The organism is Sphingomonas sp. Leaf28 (assembly GCF_001421685.1).
GTDB classification, from domain to species: domain Bacteria; phylum Pseudomonadota; class Alphaproteobacteria; order Sphingomonadales; family Sphingomonadaceae; genus Sphingomonas; species Sphingomonas aurantiaca.
The window spans coordinates 420,587-437,979 of record NZ_LMKX01000008.1 but is presented as its reverse complement, the minus strand read 5'-3'; the positions used below and the strand labels follow the sequence as shown (position 1 = coordinate 437,979).

The following is a 17,393-nucleotide window of genomic DNA, read 5'->3' as shown; positions in this document are numbered from 1 at the left end:
CAGCCCCACCGCTGCGCCGTCGCCCCCGATCAAGTCCGGGGTGACGGCGCAGGGGCGGCGACCCGCTCAATACGCCAGCGCGCACCCGTCCGCGCGCATCTCGCTGGCCGCCGCATACACCCGTGTCGGCCCGTCCATCCGGTGCTCGACGCATTCGTAGCGGCCGAACCCGCCATCGGGATCGCCGATCGTCCAGCCGATCTCGGCCAGCCTATGCCGAGTCGCAAGCGGTACGCCGCTCTCCAGCCGCAACAGCCCGGTCGCGCCCAGCCCGGGCGAATCCTCGCCCATCGACTGCGACGAACCCTCATGATGCCAGCGCGGCGAATCCCCCGCCGACTGGATCTCGAGCCCGTAATCGACGCGGTTGACGATGATCTGCGTCTGCCCCTGCGGCTGCATGTCGCCGCCCATCACGCCGAAGCTCATCCAAGGATTGCGCCCCCGCGTCGCAAAGCCCGGGATGATCGTCTGGAATGGCCGCTTGCCCGGCGCATAGATGTTGGGATGCCCGTCCTTCAGGCTGAACAACTGCCCGCGATCCTGGAACATGAAGCCCAGCGTCCCTCCATCCGGCCCATCCGCGACCAGCCCCGATCCCATCCCGCGGAAATTGGACTGGATCATCGACACCATCAGCCCGTCCTTGTCGGCACAGCTGAAATAGGTGGTGTCGCCGCGGCTCGGCGCCTGCCCCGGATAGACCGGCGTCAGGATCCGGTCCGGCCGGATCAGCTGCGCCCGCTCGGCCGCATAGTCCTTCGAGATGAGCCACTCGACCGGCTGCTTGGCGAAATGCGGATCGGCATAATAGCGCGCGCGATCCTCATAGGCCAACCGCTTGGCCTCCGCCTGAAGGTGGATCGACAGCGCCGACTGGAACCCCGCCCCCTTCAGGTCGAAGCGTTCGAGGATGTTGAGCATCTGCAAGGTCGCCAGCCCTTGCGTGTTCGCGCCGAGCGCATGCACCGTCGTCCCGCGATAGTCGGTGCGGTTGGGCTCGATCCATTCCGATCGATGCGCGGCAAGGTCCTCGTAGCGCAGCCAGCCGCCGATCCGCTTGAAATACCGGTCGACCGTCCGCGCCAGATCGCCCTGGTAGAACGCGTCGCGGCCACCCAAGGCGATCGCACGATAGGTCCGCGCGAGATCGGGATTGCGGAACACCTGCCCCAGCGCGGGCCCCTTGCCGTCGGCCAGGCCGTAGGTACGCAGCGCGTTGGCCACTTCCTCCAGCCCGTTGTCCGGTCGCCGGAACGCGGCCAGGCTGCGGCGGATATAATAAGCGATGATGTCGGGCACCGGCGCGCCCGCCTCGGCATGCCCGATCGCGGGCTGGAACAGGTCGGCCCAGGGCAGCTTGCCGTAGCGCTGGTGCATCGTCCACCAGGCATCCACCGCCCCCGGCACCGAGACGCTGAGCGCACCCAAGGCCGGCAGCGCGCCGTTCTTCGCCCTAGCGCGCACCGTCTCCAGGCTCAGCCCGCGCGGGCTCCTGCCCGACCCGGCCAGTCCGACCACCTTCTTCAGCTTGGGATCCCAGATCATCGCATAGGCATCGCCGCCAATCCCGCTCGACGTTGGTTCGAGGAAGCCGAGGCACGCGTTGATCGCGATCGCCGCGTCGACCGCCGATCCCCCGCGCTTGAGGATGTCGATCCCCGCCTGCGTCGCCAGCGGATGCGCGGTCCCCGCCGCGCCGTTCAACCCATAGGCCGCGGTGCGCGACGCAAAGCTCGCACCCACCGGCCGATCGCCTGCATGTACGTCGGGCCGGATGAAGCGATCTTGGCCCGCCTCCCACACCGGCGGCAAGCGCGCTTCCGCGGCGGTCGCGGGCTGCGGCGCGCCGCCCTGCCCCGGCCCCTGCGCGCCTTGGGCACCCGGCGTCCCGCGCGTGCCGGACTGGGCTTGCCCGATCGCCGGCAACAGGGCGGCGGCGGGCAGAGCCGCGATGAAAGTCCGACGTTGCATGCTCTACTCCCGTGACTGCCGCGCATCCTCCCCCGCGTCGACGCGAAGGGCAACCCCGAAGGTCGGTCGCGCGCATCTCAACGCATTCTACTCGCTGGACCTTTGGCCCCGCATCCCTATATACCGAACGGTATGAATAGGCTTTGCACGCTCACCGCCCCCAAGGGCCGCCCCCGCGAGTTCGATCTCGACGTGGCGCTGGCGGGTGCGCTGCGCGTGTTCTGGCGCAATGGCTATGAGGGCGCATCGATGGCCGAGCTCACCGCGGAGATGGGCATCACCAAGCCCAGTCTCTACGCGGCGTTCGGCAACAAGGAGGCGCTGTTCCACAAGGCGCTCGACCTCTACGAGCGCGAGAAGCTGGCCTATATGACCTCCGCGCTCGAGGCGCCGACCGCGCGCGACGTAGCGGAAAGGCTGCTGCGCGGCGCGCTCCAGATGCAGATGAGCACCTGCGATCCCAAGGGGTGCCTCAGCGTCATCAGCAGCGTCGCGTGCAGCGCCGAAGCCGAGCCGATCAAGGCCGAAGTCGCCAAGCGGCGCGCCTCGTCGGAGGCCGCGCTCATGCGCCGTTTCGACGAGGCCAAGGCTGCGGGCGAGTTCCCCGACGGCCTCGAATCGCACGCGCTGATGCGGTATCTCTTCGCGATCATGCAGGGCCTTTCGATCCAGGCCGGATCGGGCGCGACGTGCACCGAGCTGAACCAGCTCGTCGAGACCAGCCTGTCGGTATGGCCGACCCGCTAAGCCCCGTCGGTTTGCCGACACGCCAGATCCGTCGGCACCGCCGACCGGGCACCTCCCCCATACACCGACAAAAAAGTCACGGTTCGTTACGGGCGCGATAAATAATACCGTCCGGTACAAAACTGTGTTGACGAGATGAACGCCAGGTTTATATACCGACTGGTATCGAAGCTTCCTCCTACTTCGGAAGAGGCAACCGGGGACACGCATCCATGACCACGGTTCAAACCTAAGACAGATCCAAGACCGGGCCTCATCGCCCGGACCAATTCTCCAACCATCCAAGCGGGCAAGCGCGGCACGATCCCGTGCCGGCAACGACCGCGCACGCCTTGCGACCAGCTGCCGTCGGTGGACCGCCCACCGACGAACGCCAGCGCTTGCCCAAAATCAAAAGGGGGACACTCCCATGGCCTATCTCGATCTCGACAACATGTTCGCTTCGCCCGTCACCAGCCGCGCGCAGACGGCAGCCGCCCCTGCCCCGACCGGTTTCTCGGCGCTGGAATGGAGCGTCATCGCGCTCGCCAAGCGCGATACGTTGCGCAGCCTCGCCGGCCCCAGCCGCATGTCGCGCGCGATGGGCAGCCTGTTCGGGCTCAGCACCGCATCGAGGCTCGCCGATCCCCGGCTGGAGGCGTTGCGCCGTCTGGCGGTGTACGCCTGGCGCCGCGGGTTCGCGCTGCCGATGGCCGAGATCCAGGGCTTCCTCGCCGCCGGCTTCGTCGAGGCGCAGATCGAGACTCTGGTCGAAAGCGTGACCGGCATGCGCGTCGGTGCGCAGCAGAAGCGGAGCATCGCGGCATGAACATGCTGACCACGATCACGGCCGCGAACGACGCCGATGTCGTCGCGACGCCGCCCGCCGGCCGCCATCGACGCCCCGGGTGGCAGCGCGGCGCGATGGTGCTCGTACCCGTCGCGCTGCTCGGTGCGGTCGGCGTGAAGCTGTTCGACCATCCCGACGCGGCGATGGCAGCCCCCCCGCCCGCCTCGGTCACCGTCGCCGCACCGCTCGTGCGACAGGTGAGCGAGTGGGACGATTATGTCGGCCGGTTCGCGCCGAGCCGCAGCGTCGAGATCCGGCCGCGCGTGGCGGGCGAAGTCACCGGCGTCCACTTCCACGACGGCGATATCGTCCGCAAGGGACAGTTGCTCTTCACGATCGACTCGCGCCCATTCGCAGCGGCCCTTGCCGAAGCCCACGCCAACGTCGCAAGCGCCAAGAGCGCCTTGTCGCTCGCGCGTACCGACCTCGGCCGCGCGCAGCGACTGGTCGCCGACGAGGCCGTCTCGGCGGGCGAAGTCGACGCGTTGCGTGGCAAGCTCGAAGCCGCCACCGCCGCGCTCGCTGCCGCGCAAGCGCGCGAACGCGCACGCGCGCTCGACGTCGGCTTCACGCAGGTTCGCGCGCCGATCGGCGGGCGCATCTCCGATCGCCGAGTCGATGCGGGCAACCAGGTCGCGGGCGGCGAAGGCACCGGCGGCACCGTGCTCACGACGATCAACGCGCTCGACCCGATCTACTTCAATTTCGACGGGTCGGAGGCGCTGTATCTCAAGACGCAGCGCGCGCGTCAGCCCGGCGCGACCCCCGCGGCGGTCGAGATCCAGCTGCAGGACGAGACCGAGCACCGCTGGAAGGGCAAGCTCGACTTTACCGACAACGGGCTCGACCAGCGCTCGGGCACGATCCGCGGCCGTGCGGTGATCGCGAACCCCGGCTATTTCCTGACGCCGGGGATGTTCGGCAACATGCGTCTCGCCAGTGCGGGGACGCGGCAGGCGTTGCTGGTGCCCGACGACGCGGTGCAGACCGATCAGGCGCGGAAGGTGCTGCTGACGATCGATGCCAAGAACCTCGTGAGCCAGAAGCCGGTCGAGCTCGGGCCGGTGGTCGATGGCCTGCGGATCGTCCGCTCGGGGATCGGGCCGAACGACCGGGTCATCATCCAGGGCACGCAGATGGCGATGCCGGGCGCGACGGTTGCGCCGAAGGCGGGCCGGATCGCGGTCGCGACCGGGGCGGCTGCGCCGGCCTCGGTCCAGCCCATCTCGGGTGAGGCCACGCTCTCCAAGTAACCACCGTTCCCCGGCGAAGGCCGGGGCCCAGGTGGGATAGCGTTTCGATTGAACACTGCGGTTCGCCCAACTGGACCCCGGCCTCCGCCGGGGAACGGCTGGTGTTGCGCGTCTCGCTCGCGAGGTCGCGCCCCCCTCTACCGAGGAAATTCTCATGCGCTTCTCGCGCTTCTTCATCACCCGGCCGATCTTTGCGGGCGTGATCGCGGTGATCATCACGATCGTCGGCGCGATCGCCTATATGGCGCTGCCGGTGTCGCAATATCCCGACATCGTCCCCCCCACCGTCACCGTCAGCGCGACCTATCCGGGCGCGTCGGCCGAGACGGTCGCAGAAACCGTCGCCGCGCCGATCGAGCAGGAGATCAACGGCGTCGACAACATGCTCTACCAGTCGTCGCAATCGACCGGCGACGGCAAGGTGACGATCACCGTCACCTTCAAGATCGGCACCGACCTCGATGCCGCGCAGGTGCTCGTCCAGAACCGCGTCGCGGTCGCGGTCCCGCGCCTGCCCGAGGACGTCCAGCGCCTCGGCGTCGTCACGCGGAAAACCTCGCCCGACTTCCTGATGGTGGTGAACCTCGTCTCGCCCGACAACTCGCTCGATCGCGGCTACATCTCCAATTACGCGCTGACGCAGGTCCGCGATCGCCTCAGCCGCATCGACGGCGTCGGCGACGTGCAACTGTTCGGCGCGCGCGACTATTCGATGCGCGTGTGGATCGACCCCGGCCGCGCCGCCGCGCTCGACCTCACCGCAGGCGAGATCGTCGCAGCCTTGCGCGCACAGAACGTCCAGGTCGCCGCCGGCACGCTCGGCCAGCCGCCCTATGACAAGGGCAACAGCGCGTTCCAATTGAACGTCGAGACGCAGGGCCGCCTGACCGATCCCAAGCAGTTCGCCGACGTCGTCATCCGCACCGACGCGCAAGGCCGCCAGGTCCGCGTCTCGGACGTCGCGCGCGTCGAGCTCGGCGCGCAGGATTACGGCGCCAACACCTATCTCAGCGGCAAGCCCACCGTCATCGCCGCGGTCTTCCAGCGCCCCGGCTCGAACGCGCTCGGCGCCGCGCAGGCCGTCACCGCCGAGATGGAAAGCATGTCGAAGCGCTTTCCCAAGGGCCTCGAATACAAGGTCATCTACAACCCGACCGAGTTCATCGCGCAGTCGATCGACGCGGTGAAGCATACCTTGTTCGAGGCGATGATCCTCGTCGTGCTCGTCATCCTCGTCTTCCTGCAGAAATGGCGCGCGGCGATCATCCCGATCGTGGCGATCCCGGTCTCGCTGATCGGCACCTTCGCGGTGCTCGCCGCGTTCGGCTACAGCCTCAACAACCTGTCGCTGTTCGGCCTTGTCCTCGCGATCGGGATCGTCGTCGACGACGCGATCGTCGTGGTCGAGAATGTCGAGCGCAACCTCGAACACGGGCTTTCGCCGCTGGAGGCCGCGCGCACGTCGATGGACGAGGTGTCGGGTGCGCTCGTCGCGATCGTGCTCGTGCTGTGCGCGGTGTTCATCCCGACGGTGTTCCTCACCGGGCTGTCGGGCGCGTTTTACCGCCAGTTCGCGGTCACGATCTCGACCGCGACGATCATCTCGCTGCTCATCTCGCTGACGCTGTCGCCGGCACTCGCCGCGATGCTGCTCAAGCCCACCGCCCCCGCCGGCTCGGGCAATCGCCTGACCCGCGCCGGCCGCCGCGCGGGCGACGCGTTCAACCGCGCGTTCGAGCGGATGAGCGAGCGTTACGCCCGCCTCACCGCACGCCTCGTCGCCGCGCCGAAGCGGATGATGATCGCCTATGCCGCGCTGATCGCGGTCACCGTCGGCGTCTTCATGGTCACCCCGTCGGGCTTCGTCCCCGCGCAGGATCAGGGCTATTTCCTGACCGTCATCCAGCTGCCGCCCGGCTCGTCGGTCGAGCGCACCGACGCGGTGATGCAGAAGGTCGCGAAACGCATCCTGCCGCTCGCCGGCGTCAAGGGCGCGGTCATGCTCGCAGGGTTTGACGGCCCGTCGCAGACGCTCGCCCCCAATTCGGCCGCCGCCTACATTCCGCTCAAGAGCTTTGCCGAGCGCAAGAAGCTCGGCGTCACGCTCGCCAGCATAATGGCGGAATCGCAGAAGGCGACCGGCGACATCACCGAGGCGCGGCTGCTGATCGTCCCGCCACCCTTGATCCAGGGGATCGGCTCGGCCGGCGGCTATCGCCTGATGGTGCAGGACCAGGGCGGCCACGGATACGGCGACCTTGGCAAGACGAGCTACGACCTGATCGGCAAGGCAAACCAGACCAAGGGCCTGGCGCAGGTCTACACCTTCTTCGACACCGCCACGCCGCGCATCTTCGCCGATGTCGACCGCGCCAAGGCCAATCTGCTCGGCGTCCCCCCCGAGCGCGTGTTCGAGGCGTTGCAGGTCTATCTCGGCTCCGCGTTCGTCAACGACTTCAACCTGCTGGGCCGCACCTACCGCGTCACCGCGCAGGCCGACGCGCCGTTCCGCAACACCACCGCGGACATCGCCAACCTCAAGACGCGCTCCAACTCGGGCCAGATGGTCCCGGTCGGCTCGGTCTCGACGTTCCGCGACAAGACCGGCCCGTACCGCGTCGTGCGCTACAACCTCTTCCCCGCGGTCGAGGTCGATGGCGACACCGCCAAGGGCTATTCCTCGGGCCAGTCGCTGGTGGCGATGGAGAAGCTCGCCGATGCGTCGCTGCCCACGGGCTACGCGCATGACTGGACCGGCATCGCCTACCAGCAAAAGGCCGCCGGCAGCACCGCCGCATTGGTCTTCGGCATGGCCGTGCTGTTCGTCTTCCTCGTGCTCGCCGCGCAATATGAGAGCCTGACGCTCCCGCTCGCGATCATCCTGATCGTGCCGATGTGCCTGCTCGCCGCGATGACCGGGGTGAACCTGCGCGGCATGGACAACAACGTCCTCACTCAGATCGGCCTGGTCGTGCTGATCGCCCTGGCTGCGAAGAACGCGATCCTGGTGGTCGAGTTCGCCAAGCAGGCCGAGGAACAGGATGGCCTGTCCCCGGTCGAGGCGGCGGTGCGCGCCGCGAAGGACCGGTTGCGGCCGATCCTGATGACGAGCTTCGCGTTCATCCTCGGCGCGGTGCCGCTGGTGATCGCCGATGGGGCCGGCGCCGAACTGCGCCAGGCGCTGGGCACCGCGGTGTTCTTCGGGATGATCGGCGTGACCGGCTTCGGCCTGCTCTTCACCCCTACCTTCTATGTCGTCGCGCGCGGCCTGGCGAAGCGGTTCGAACGCCGCCGCCCCGCTCCAGTCGCCCCTACGCTTCAGCCAGCCGAATAGGACCAGCCTCATGAAGTCCCTGCTTCTCGCGAGCCTCTCGGCGCTGACGCTCGCCGCGTGCGCCGCCGGCCCCGACTATGTCGCGCCGCTTACCCCGCCCAAGGCGACGGCGTCGTTCGTCACGGCGAACACGGCAACCGTCACGACGGCGCCCGACAACGACTGGTGGCGGATGTACCGCGACCCCGTCCTCGACGGCCTCGTCGCCGACGCGCTGGCGGCGAACACCGACCTGCGCGTCGCCGTCGCCCGACTCGACAGCGCCCGTGCGTCGCTGCGCGGGGCGAAGACCGACCGCGAGCCGCAGGTGAACGCGGGCGCAAGCGGCAACTACGCGCGCACCTCGCAACTCCAGAACCTGCCCGGCTTCGACCGCGAGCGCGCCACCTACGATGTCGGGCTCGACGTCAGCTACGAGGTCGATCTCGCCGGCCGCGTGCGCCGCAACGTCGAGGCCGCGCGCGGCGATGTCGGCGCGGCGCAGGCCGATGCGGACGCGGTCCGGGTTTCGATCGTCGCTGCCACCACGCGCGCCTATGTCGACGCCGCCTCGTCCGCCGAGCGCCTCGCGGTGGCGCAGCGGATCGTCGAGCTGCTCGAGAAATCGAACACGCTGACCGGCAAGCGAGTCGACGCCGGCCGCGCCGCGCGCCTCGATCAGGTCCGCATCGCTGCCCTGCGTGATCAGCGCGCCGCGAACATCCCGCAGATCGAAGCCGAGCGCCAGGCAGCACTCTTCCGCCTCGCCACGCTCACCGGCCGCACCCCGCAGGATCTCCCCGCCAGCGCCGGCGCGCGCACCACCACACCGCGGCTCGACCGGCCGATCCCAATCGGCGACGGCGCAAGCCTGCTCGCGCGCCGCCCGGACGTCCACGCCGCCGAACGTCGCCTCGCCGCCGCCACCGCGCGGATCGGCGTGCAAACCGCCGCGCTTTATCCGCAGATTGCGCTCGGCGGGTCGATCGGCTCGACCGCGCTCAGCGTCGGCGACGTGTTCACCGGGGGCCCGATCCGCTGGCTGCTCGGCCCGTTGCTCAACTGGTCGGTCAACCAGTCCGCCGCGCGCGCGCGCATCGCCGGTGCGGAGGCCGACACGCGCGGCGCGCTCGCCAATTTCGACGGCAGCGTGCTGACCGCGCTCGAGGAAACCGAAACCGCGCTGTCCAACTACGCGCGCGAACTCGATCGCCGCACGCAACTGCAATCCGCGCACGACAACGCCGCCACCGCCGCGCGCATCACCCGCGCCCGCCAGCGTGAAGGCCAGATCGACTTTCTCGACGTCCTCGACGCCGAACGCACGCTGGCCGACACCGATACGGACCTGGCGGCGGCGGACGCGCGGATCGCCGGCGCGCAGGTCGACCTGTTCCGCGCCCTGGGCGGCGGCTGGCAGACGCGGTCCTGACCCCATGATCCTCCCCCGCCCGGGGGAGGATCAGCCCATGCGAGCCCTACAGCCCGATCTGCAGGCTAGCGCGCAGCGACAGCGCCACGCGGCCCTGCTGCTGTTCGGCCCCGAACTCGCCGCCCATCCGGAACGCGGACCCGCCGCCGACCGCGCGCAGCTTGCCGACCCAGCCGCTCGTCCGCTCCTCGGGCGTCAGTATGAACGACGGCCCGCCCTCGAACGATGCGCTCGTCGCACCCAGCCCGCCGCCGACCAGCTCGCGCCGGCCACCCTCGGCCTCGACACGGAACCAGCCCTCGTCCGGGCTCGTGCCGCCGAAGTTCAGCCCCAGCGCGGTGCTCGCGGTCACCGCCAGCTCGTCGCTGGTCCGCGACTGGACGACCAGGTCGATCGCCTTGCCGCCGCCGGTCTCGCTGTAGCCATCCTCCTTGAGCATGTAATAGTCGATCGCGAGCACCGGCCGGAACACGAAGATGCCTTTGCCGCCGTCCCACGAGACGCCGCTCGACGCCGAGTAGAGCCTCCCGTTCCAGTCGCCGCGCGACGTCCGGTCGACGACTTCGCTGCCGATCGCGCCTGTGAAGTGGCGCGTGCCGTCGAACGTGATCTTCGCGCCCGACACGCGTGCATTCGCCTGCAGGTCGCCCCAATGCCCGCGCCAGTATCCGGCCAGTTCATACTGGCCCGACCGGACTTCGTTGTCGGTGCCGTCGTCCGCGTCCTGCCCGTTGAGATAGGCGAGCGACGTGCCGAAATTGCCCACCCCGGTCTTGTATTCGGCGCCCGCCGAAACGCCCCAGCCGCTGATGTCGTAGCCCGCGGTATCGGCGACGCTCTTCGACGTGCCCCATGCGACCTGAGTCACCCAATAGCCCCAGCTGCCCTCGTCCTTGAACGGCCCGTGCGGATCGGCGAGCACGCGGGCGGTCGCGCGCGAGCCCATCGTCACCGCCTCGAACGTGCCGCCGGCATGGTCGGGCAGCATCTGGCGAACCGAGCCCCGGAATGCGTCGCCATCGGTGATGTTCAGGAACGCACCGCCGACCTTCGCGTCGTTGCCGAGCGCCTTGTACACCGCGTCATAGGCCGATGCCTGCGAGCGGTTGAACCCGAGCTCGGTCGCCGATTTGCGCGCGACGTCGACGGCCAGGTCGTTGCCGGTGCCCGTCGCGATGCTCCCCTTGTACAGGAACGGCAGCAATGTCGTGGTCGCGGTCAGGTTCGCAGCGCCGGTCAGCGTCCCCGCCTTCAGCACGACGTAGCGGCCTTCCGCGTCGACCACGCTGGTCAGCTTCAGCGCGAGCTTCGAATCCTGGTCGAACGACGCGGTCCCCGCGACCTGGATCATCGTGCCCGTGCCGCCGGTCTTGTCGAGCGTCACCGCGAGAACCCCGCCGCCGCCGACCGACAACGACGCGATCGACGCCGCCTTGGTGATGTCGAGCGTCCCGCCAGTGACCGCGACCGCCAGCCCGCCGGCGTTCGCCAGCGTCCCCGAGAAGCGCGACGTGCCGCCCAGCGTCAGCGTATCGCTGCCGCCGCCGAAGTCCGCCGCGCCGCTGAAGACCGACGTGCCGGCCAGCGCGAGCGTATCGTTGCCCGCGCCGAACACCGTCCCGCCGGTGAAGATCGCGTCGCCCGACAGCGCCAGGCGGTTGGTGCCGCTGCCGAACCGCGCGATGCCCGCGACGGTGCCGTCGGCGACCTCGAACACATCGTTGCCGCTGCCGAAGCGGACGTCGCCGACGATCGCCGGCGCGGCGATGCCGGTGGCGACCGCGGTCTGGCGGACGATCGTCCCGGTCGTGGTCGCCGACAGGTCGATCGCGACGTTGCGCTCGGAGGTGGCTAGCGCCCCCGATGCGCCGATCGCGCCGCTATTCTCCACTAGGGTCACCGTGCCCGACCGGTCGATGATGCCGATCGCGGTGCCGTCGGCGGCCTGCGCGGTCGCCTTGATCGTACCGCTGTTGCGGATCGTGCCGACCGACGCGCCGCTGTCGACCAGCACCGCGGTGGATACCGATGCGGTCGTGCCGCCGCCCGCCGCGGAGATCGTGCCGGCGTTGCGGATCTCGGAAGTCGACGCACCGCGGCCCAACTTCAGCGCGGTCGCGCTCGCGCCGTTCGCGGTCGCCGCGACGGTGCCGTTGACGCCGATCCCGCCGGCGATCGTCACCGCTCCGCCAAGCCCGCCGATCGCCAGGCCATTGCCCTCGATGCCGCCATAGACGCCACTTCCCGCGATGCCGCCGTCGACGATCAGGCCGAACCCGGTGCCCGTTCCCGCCACCGCGCCGATCGCGACCGCGCGCGTGGCCGAACCGATCTGCACCGCCGGCGCCGCGCCGTACGACGTGATCGCCGCGGAGCCTTCGGTGCTGTCGAGCAGCCCGTCCTTGTCCTCGTCCGTATCGGTCGTGCTCGCATCCTTGGGCGGCACCGCGAAGATGATCCCGCCCGACACGTTGCCCGCAACGACCAGCGCGGACCCGCCCTGCAACAGATCGTCCGCATCGAGCTTGGACACGTCGGCCGGCGGCGTCACATAGCGATAGCCGGTCGACCCGAGCGCGCCCTGCACCACCAGCGCGCCCGCAATGTCGCCATCGACTCGCGCGGCGACCGCGTTCTGGCCGATCGCCGCGATCGTGCCTGCCAGCCGGACGTTGCCGGTGACGTCCGCGATCCGCACGCCGGTCGACCGATCGCCGGTGACCGATGTCTGGCCGTCATGCGTGAACGCGCCGGTCAGCGGGCCACCCAGCCAGATGCCCGCGGAGTCATTGCCCTTCACGGTGATCGCGCCGCTGTTGACGATCGCGCCGGTATAGGCGCCCGCGGTGCGGATCCCGGTCCGCCCGGTGCCCGCCGCGAACGGCCCGTCCAGGTCGCCGTCCTTGTCGGTGTCGGTCGCGACATAGCTCTCGTCGACGATGATCTTGCCCGCCGCCGCGTTGGTGATGCCGCCGCCGGTGCCGGCGTTGGCCAGGATGCCGGTCGATCCGTCGGCGTTGGTCACCTGGATCGTGCCTTCGTTGGCGATCGAATTGACGCTGTCGATCGTCACCGCGGTGCCGCTGGTCGGCGTCACCGATCCCGCCGCGACGATTTTCAGATTGTCGGGCGCGCCCGCCTTGATCGTCGACGTGCGCACCGCGTCGGTCCGCTTGGTATCGATCACGGTCTGCGCGTGCAGCGACGAGGGGATCGCGAACAGGCAGGTAGTGGTCAGCAGGAGACGACGCATACGGAACCCTTTTCGATGTGTTTTCGAAAGGAGGACGGAGGCGTCCGCGGCCAACCTTGGAGCCCGTCGCATTATCGCACGGCACCAGGATCGCGGCGGCGCGTTGTCGGCCGACATGTTCAGGGATTTATACCGCTATGATCAACACCATCGCCGAACTCGACCGCATCCGCGACGACAGCAAGAAGCTCGTCACCACGCGGGCGATGGTGTCGGCGGGGGCCGCGGTCGTGCCGATCCCGGGGGCGGACATCGTCGCGGACATCGGCCTACTCACCAAGCTGCTGCCGGAAATCAGCAAGCGCTTCGGGCTCGACCACGATCAGGTGCAAAAGCTCGAGCCGCAGCTTGCGCAGCAGGCGTTCGTCATGGCGTCGAGTCTGGGCAACACGATGATCGGCCGCATGGTCACCAAGCGCATCGTCGTCGCGCTGCTCCGCCGCATGGGTGCGCGCATCGCGGTCGGATCGATGGCGAAGTTCATCCCGTTTGCCGGCTCCGCGGTCGCCGCGACGATCAGCTTCGGCGCGATGAAGCTCGCCGGCAACTCCCACGTCGACGACTGCTACAAGACCGCCTTGGCCCTGCTCCCCGCCGACCAGCGCGCGCTGGCAAACGCCTGACCCCAATCCTCCCCCGCAAGGGGGAGGATCGCAACGCTAGAAGGCAGCATCCAGGCCGATCCGGATCGTCCGCGGACGCTGCGGCGTGATCTGCCCGTTCCCCAGCTGGAACGGAGTCCCCAGCGCGAACCGGTTGCCGACGCTGTCCGTCAGGTTCGTTACGCCGAGCGTCACCCCCAGCGACGGCCGCCCGACCCGCGCGGTCAGCGCCGTATCGAGATAATCCCCCTGCTCCTCGCCGAGCACCGGGCCGACACCCAGCCGCGACCGCCCGACATAGCGCGCCCAGCCGTACACGCGCAGTTCCAGATCCTTGCCCATATCGCGTCGGTAATCCGCGCCGAGCCGTCCGGCATAGCGAGCGATGTTCGGCACCTGGCTCATCCGCGCCAGCGCCACGAACAGCGCCGCGCTCGGCTCGGTCACGCGGCTGTCATTGTAGGTGAAGCCCGCGTCAAGCGTCAGGCCGGCCACCGGCTTCCACCCGCCCGCCGCGCTGAACGTCCAGATCCGCCCGTCGCCGATGTTCGCGGTGCTCGGCAGGCCGGTCGCATCGATGAAATCCGCCTGGATATCCTTCCAGACCGTGTGCGAGACGCTCGCCGACAGATAGGCGGTATCGGCACCCGCCAGCCCATAGCGGACGCCGCTTTCGAGCGTGGCCACGCGATCATTCTCGAACCGTCGTACGAAATCGCTTTCGATCGCCAGCCCGCCCGGCCGGAATCCCTGCTGATACCGACCGTAGAGCGACACCTTGGGCAGCACCGCCGCGATCAGCGAGGCGGTCGGAAGCACGCTCGTCTCGATCCGGTCCGCGGTCACGCGCGCGCGCGCTACCGCGACCGACTCCAGCCGCGCCGGCGCGATATCCTCACCCGTGCCCGCCAGCGATGCGCGCGTCACGCGTGCGCCCGCCGTCGCGGTCAGCCCGCGGACGAGCTGTACGCTGCCCTCACCGTACAGCGTCGCCTCGTCGATGCTGTTGGTGACGCCCGTCACGGGCGCGGGTGAATCGATCGGCCCAAGCGAGCGCGACAGCCGGGTCCGGTTGTGCGTGAAGCTTCCGCCCACCACCCAGCCGAAGCCGTGCCGCATCGGCCGCCACGCCCGCGTCTCGTTGGCGATCAGCGTGGTCGCGTTGCGCTGCGCGAACACCCGCGCATCGCCACCGGGCATCGTCGCGTCATAGCGTTCGGTCAGCGTCTGCCCGACGATCCCGGTCGACGACTTGACCCTCACCCCGCCGATCGCGCCCGACACGACCGCCTGCCCCATCGCATAGTCCGCCGAGAACCCTTGCACGATCGCACTCGACCGGGTCAGCGCGCCACGGCCGAGGCTCGGTGCATCGCGGTCGGCATATTGGCTGTCGTCGCCCTTGGTCCACTGCCCGATCCCGCCGAGATCGACGCTCCAGCCATTCCCCGCATCGAGCCGCAGCGCAGCGCGACCGCCGCCGATCCGCGTCCGGTTCACATCGCGCCGCGCAAGCACGGGATTGTCGATATAGCCGCCCTCGCTGACGCCGTAGCCGACCACGCGCAGCGCCACCCGTTCGCCCAGCGGCAGGTTCAGCGTCGCGCCCAGATCGGCCCCCGGATCGCCATGCCACGTCGCCGACAGCCCCCCCGCGATCGACGCCGACACCGCGCCCATCTCGGGCGCGTTGGGCACGGTGCGGATGATCCCGCCCAGCGAGCCTGCGCCATACAGCGTCCCCTGCGGCCCTTCGAGGACCTCGACCGAGGCGATATCGTACAGCCGCAGGTCGGGATCGGGCGCGTTGTAGCTGAGCCTCAGGTCACCGAAATATTGCCCGACCGTCGTCTGCGTCGGCCCGGTGAAGCTGGAATCGGCGATCCCGCGGATGAACAGCTTGTTGCGTCCGGCGCCGAGATGCGTCGACGACACGCTCGCCAGCCGCGCGAGGATCGCGTCGGTCCCCCCCGCACCGCCAAGCGCGAGATCGACGCCGTCGAGCAACGCCACCTGCCCCGCAAAGTCGCGCAGCGCCACGTCGCGCTTGCTGCCGGTGACGACGATGTCCGCGCCCGCCACCACCGGCGTCGCGACGCGGACCACTTTTGGCCGCGCCACCCGGACGGGTGCACGGCGCGCCACGCGTGGCACCAACCGCCAGCCGACCGATCCTGCCGCGACGACATCGGCGTTCGCCGCATCCGCCAGCCGGTCGAGCGCCTCGCGTGCGCTCATCCGCCCGCGCACCGCGGGCACGCGCCGCCCCCATAATCCCGGATCGCCGACGACGATGCTCGTCCCCGATTGCCGCCCGAGCGCGAGCACCGCATCGCCCAGCCGCCCCGCCGGCAGGTCGACCGCCCCCTGCCCCGCAACCGCAGGTGCGGCGACAACGAGCGCCGCGACGACCAGACACCCCTGCATTCTCACGAGCGCGCGGACATCACCCAGTGGCCACCCCGCTTGCGGATCGCGACGCCCAGCAGCGGCGCGGCCAGCGCCGGGTCGCCCGCCAGCTTTGCGGTCGCGATGCTGCCGCTGAACGCGCGCTTCGCCACGGTCGGATCGGCGCGCAGATCGACGCCGAGCGCGCGCGACAGATCGTCGGCGACCTCCGCCAGCGGCACGCCGTCATAGGCCAGCACGCTATCGCGCCACGATCCCACGCTGGCCACGTCGACGCTCGTCACGGTCGCCTTGCCGCCGCGCACGAGCAGCCCCTGCCCTTGCACGAGCCGGATGGCGTCGCGCCCCGGGTTATAATCGACCGCGCCCTCCGACACCGCGACGCGAGTCTCGCCGCGCGCGTGCTTCACGTCGAACGCGGTACCGACATCGACCAGCCGTGCGCCACCGACGCGCACCTCGAACGGATCGCGCGCATCGTGCCGAACCACGAACATCGCCTCGCCATGCTCCAGCGTCGCGGCGCGCGGGTCGTCGCGATCGAGCACCAGCCGCGTCGCACCGCCCATCGCGATCGAACTGCCATCCGCCAGCCGGATCGTCCGCATCGACCCCGCTTCTGTCTCGACCGCATAGGGATGCGACCGCGTTTCGATCGCCTCATACCCGACGAACAGCGCCAGCGACGCGGCGATCGCGCCGCCGGTCCACACCGGCCAGCGGCGCCGCACCGGCCGCACATCGACCGACGCGACCGGCACTGGCGGCACCGTCGCCGCGACGTCCTCGATATCCAGCGCCATCGCATGATAGGCCGCGGCATGACTCGGGTCCGCCTCCAGCCACGCATGGAATGCCGGCCAATCCTCGAACGCATCGCTGCCGGTCCGGACGACCCAGTCCAGCGCGCGCGTCTCCAGCGCGGTCAGCGCAGGCGCATCGGTATCGTCATGCTCCGCCATCATGGCCTCCTATAGCCGAAGACGGAGACGATCGGATCAAGCCTCATCATACCGCTGCTTCGCCTCGATCATCGCGCGATACGCCTTGCGCAGGTCGCCCTCGACCGTGCTGAGGCTCACCCCGAACTCCGCCGCGACCGCGCGCTGTTCGACCCCGTCGATGCGGTGGCGCCGGAAAATCCGCGCGGCGCGGTCGCCGACCGATTGCAAGGCGGCCTCCGCCAGCGCTGCCTGCTCGCGCGCGATCACGACGCGCTCTGCCGACGGTTCCTCGGAGCGATCGAGCGACGCGCCGCCCGTCGCCTCGGTCCAGGCGCGCTCACGCTTCTCCGCCTGCCGCACCGTGCGATGCCGGTCGAGCACCACGTTGTTCGCCATCCGGTACAGATACGAGAGCGGCGCCGCGATCGGGCCGGTCGGCGCCGACTGGATCCGCACCCATAGCTCGTGCAGCAAATCTTCCGCATCGCTCGCGCCAAGCGAACGGAGGAACCGCAGCAGCGTGTCACGGTTCGCGAGGAAAACGGCCTCAAGGCCCGAGGAGTCCATGTTTCGCCCGTGTCGATAGGCCGCCGATCGGCGCTCGACGGCGCCGTGTTCGCGGCGGGACCTACCGCGC

The 17,393-nt window shown here is 69.6% G+C and carries 11 protein-coding genes; 6 read left to right on the top strand and 5 right to left on the bottom strand.

Annotated features, from left to right (window positions below):
- Window positions 1-66: 66 nt before the first annotated feature.
- A complete protein-coding gene (locus ASE79_RS12460) occupies window positions 67-1,974 on the bottom strand; it encodes a gamma-glutamyltransferase family protein (RefSeq protein ID WP_056416847.1) in 1,908 nt (635 codons plus the stop codon).
- Window positions 1,975-2,106: 132 nt separating this feature from the next.
- Here ASE79_RS12460 and ASE79_RS12455 point away from each other — a divergent pair, with 132 nt between their 5' ends.
- The 5 genes from ASE79_RS12455 to ASE79_RS12435 all read left to right on the top strand — a co-directional run bounded on the left by ASE79_RS12455 (window position 2,107) and on the right by ASE79_RS12435 (window position 9,548).
- Window positions 2,107-2,721 (top strand): TetR/AcrR family transcriptional regulator, encoded by a 615-nt coding sequence (locus ASE79_RS12455; RefSeq protein ID WP_056416843.1) that lies wholly within the window; start codon window positions 2,107-2,109, stop codon window positions 2,719-2,721.
- Window positions 2,722-3,130: 409 nt separating this feature from the next.
- On the top strand, window positions 3,131-3,529 hold the full coding sequence (locus tag ASE79_RS12450; protein WP_056416841.1) for a hypothetical protein: 399 nt from the start codon (window positions 3,131-3,133) through the stop codon (window positions 3,527-3,529).
- Window positions 3,526-4,803 carry an efflux RND transporter periplasmic adaptor subunit gene (locus ASE79_RS12445; RefSeq protein WP_056416837.1) on the top strand — a complete coding sequence of 426 codons (1,278 nt, stop codon included), beginning with the start codon at window positions 3,526-3,528 and terminating at the stop codon, window positions 4,801-4,803. Before ASE79_RS12450 ends, ASE79_RS12445 begins: the two co-directional genes overlap by 4 nt.
- Window positions 4,804-4,957: 154 nt before the next feature.
- Entirely contained in the window at window positions 4,958-8,137 is a 3,180-nt protein-coding gene (locus ASE79_RS12440) for an efflux RND transporter permease subunit (RefSeq protein ID WP_056416834.1), read from the top strand.
- A gap of 10 nt (window positions 8,138-8,147) precedes the next feature.
- Window positions 8,148-9,548 (top strand): efflux transporter outer membrane subunit, encoded by a 1,401-nt coding sequence (locus ASE79_RS12435; RefSeq protein WP_056416829.1) that lies wholly within the window; start codon window positions 8,148-8,150, stop codon window positions 9,546-9,548.
- 46 nt (window positions 9,549-9,594) lie between these two features.
- On the opposite strand, the gene ASE79_RS12430 is transcribed toward ASE79_RS12435, so the two are convergent.
- Window positions 9,595-12,801 carry an autotransporter outer membrane beta-barrel domain-containing protein gene (locus ASE79_RS12430; RefSeq protein WP_056416828.1) on the bottom strand — a complete coding sequence of 1,069 codons (3,207 nt, stop codon included), beginning with the start codon at window positions 12,799-12,801 and terminating at the stop codon, window positions 9,595-9,597.
- A 137-nt stretch (window positions 12,802-12,938) separates the two neighbouring features.
- Here ASE79_RS12430 and ASE79_RS12425 point away from each other — a divergent pair, with 137 nt between their 5' ends.
- Window positions 12,939-13,424 carry a hypothetical protein gene (locus tag ASE79_RS12425; protein ID WP_056416823.1) on the top strand — a complete coding sequence of 162 codons (486 nt, stop codon included), beginning with the start codon at window positions 12,939-12,941 and terminating at the stop codon, window positions 13,422-13,424.
- A gap of 36 nt (window positions 13,425-13,460) precedes the next feature.
- On the opposite strand, the gene ASE79_RS12420 is transcribed toward ASE79_RS12425, so the two are convergent.
- Genes ASE79_RS12420 through ASE79_RS12410 form a run of 3 tightly spaced genes read right to left on the bottom strand, consistent with a single transcriptional unit; the run spans window position 13,461 to window position 17,323 of the window.
- Window positions 13,461-15,830, bottom strand: a complete 2,370-nt coding sequence (locus ASE79_RS12420; RefSeq protein WP_056416819.1) for a TonB-dependent receptor domain-containing protein — start codon at window positions 15,828-15,830, stop codon at window positions 13,461-13,463.
- A 2-nt stretch (window positions 15,831-15,832) separates the two neighbouring features.
- Window positions 15,833-16,774 carry a FecR family protein gene (locus tag ASE79_RS12415; protein WP_162237039.1) on the bottom strand — a complete coding sequence of 314 codons (942 nt, stop codon included), beginning with the start codon at window positions 16,772-16,774 and terminating at the stop codon, window positions 15,833-15,835.
- Window positions 16,775-16,810: 36 nt separating this feature from the next.
- Window positions 16,811-17,323 (bottom strand): sigma-70 family RNA polymerase sigma factor, encoded by a 513-nt coding sequence (locus ASE79_RS12410; RefSeq protein ID WP_056416814.1) that lies wholly within the window; start codon window positions 17,321-17,323, stop codon window positions 16,811-16,813.
- Window positions 17,324-17,393 lie beyond the last annotated feature (70 nt).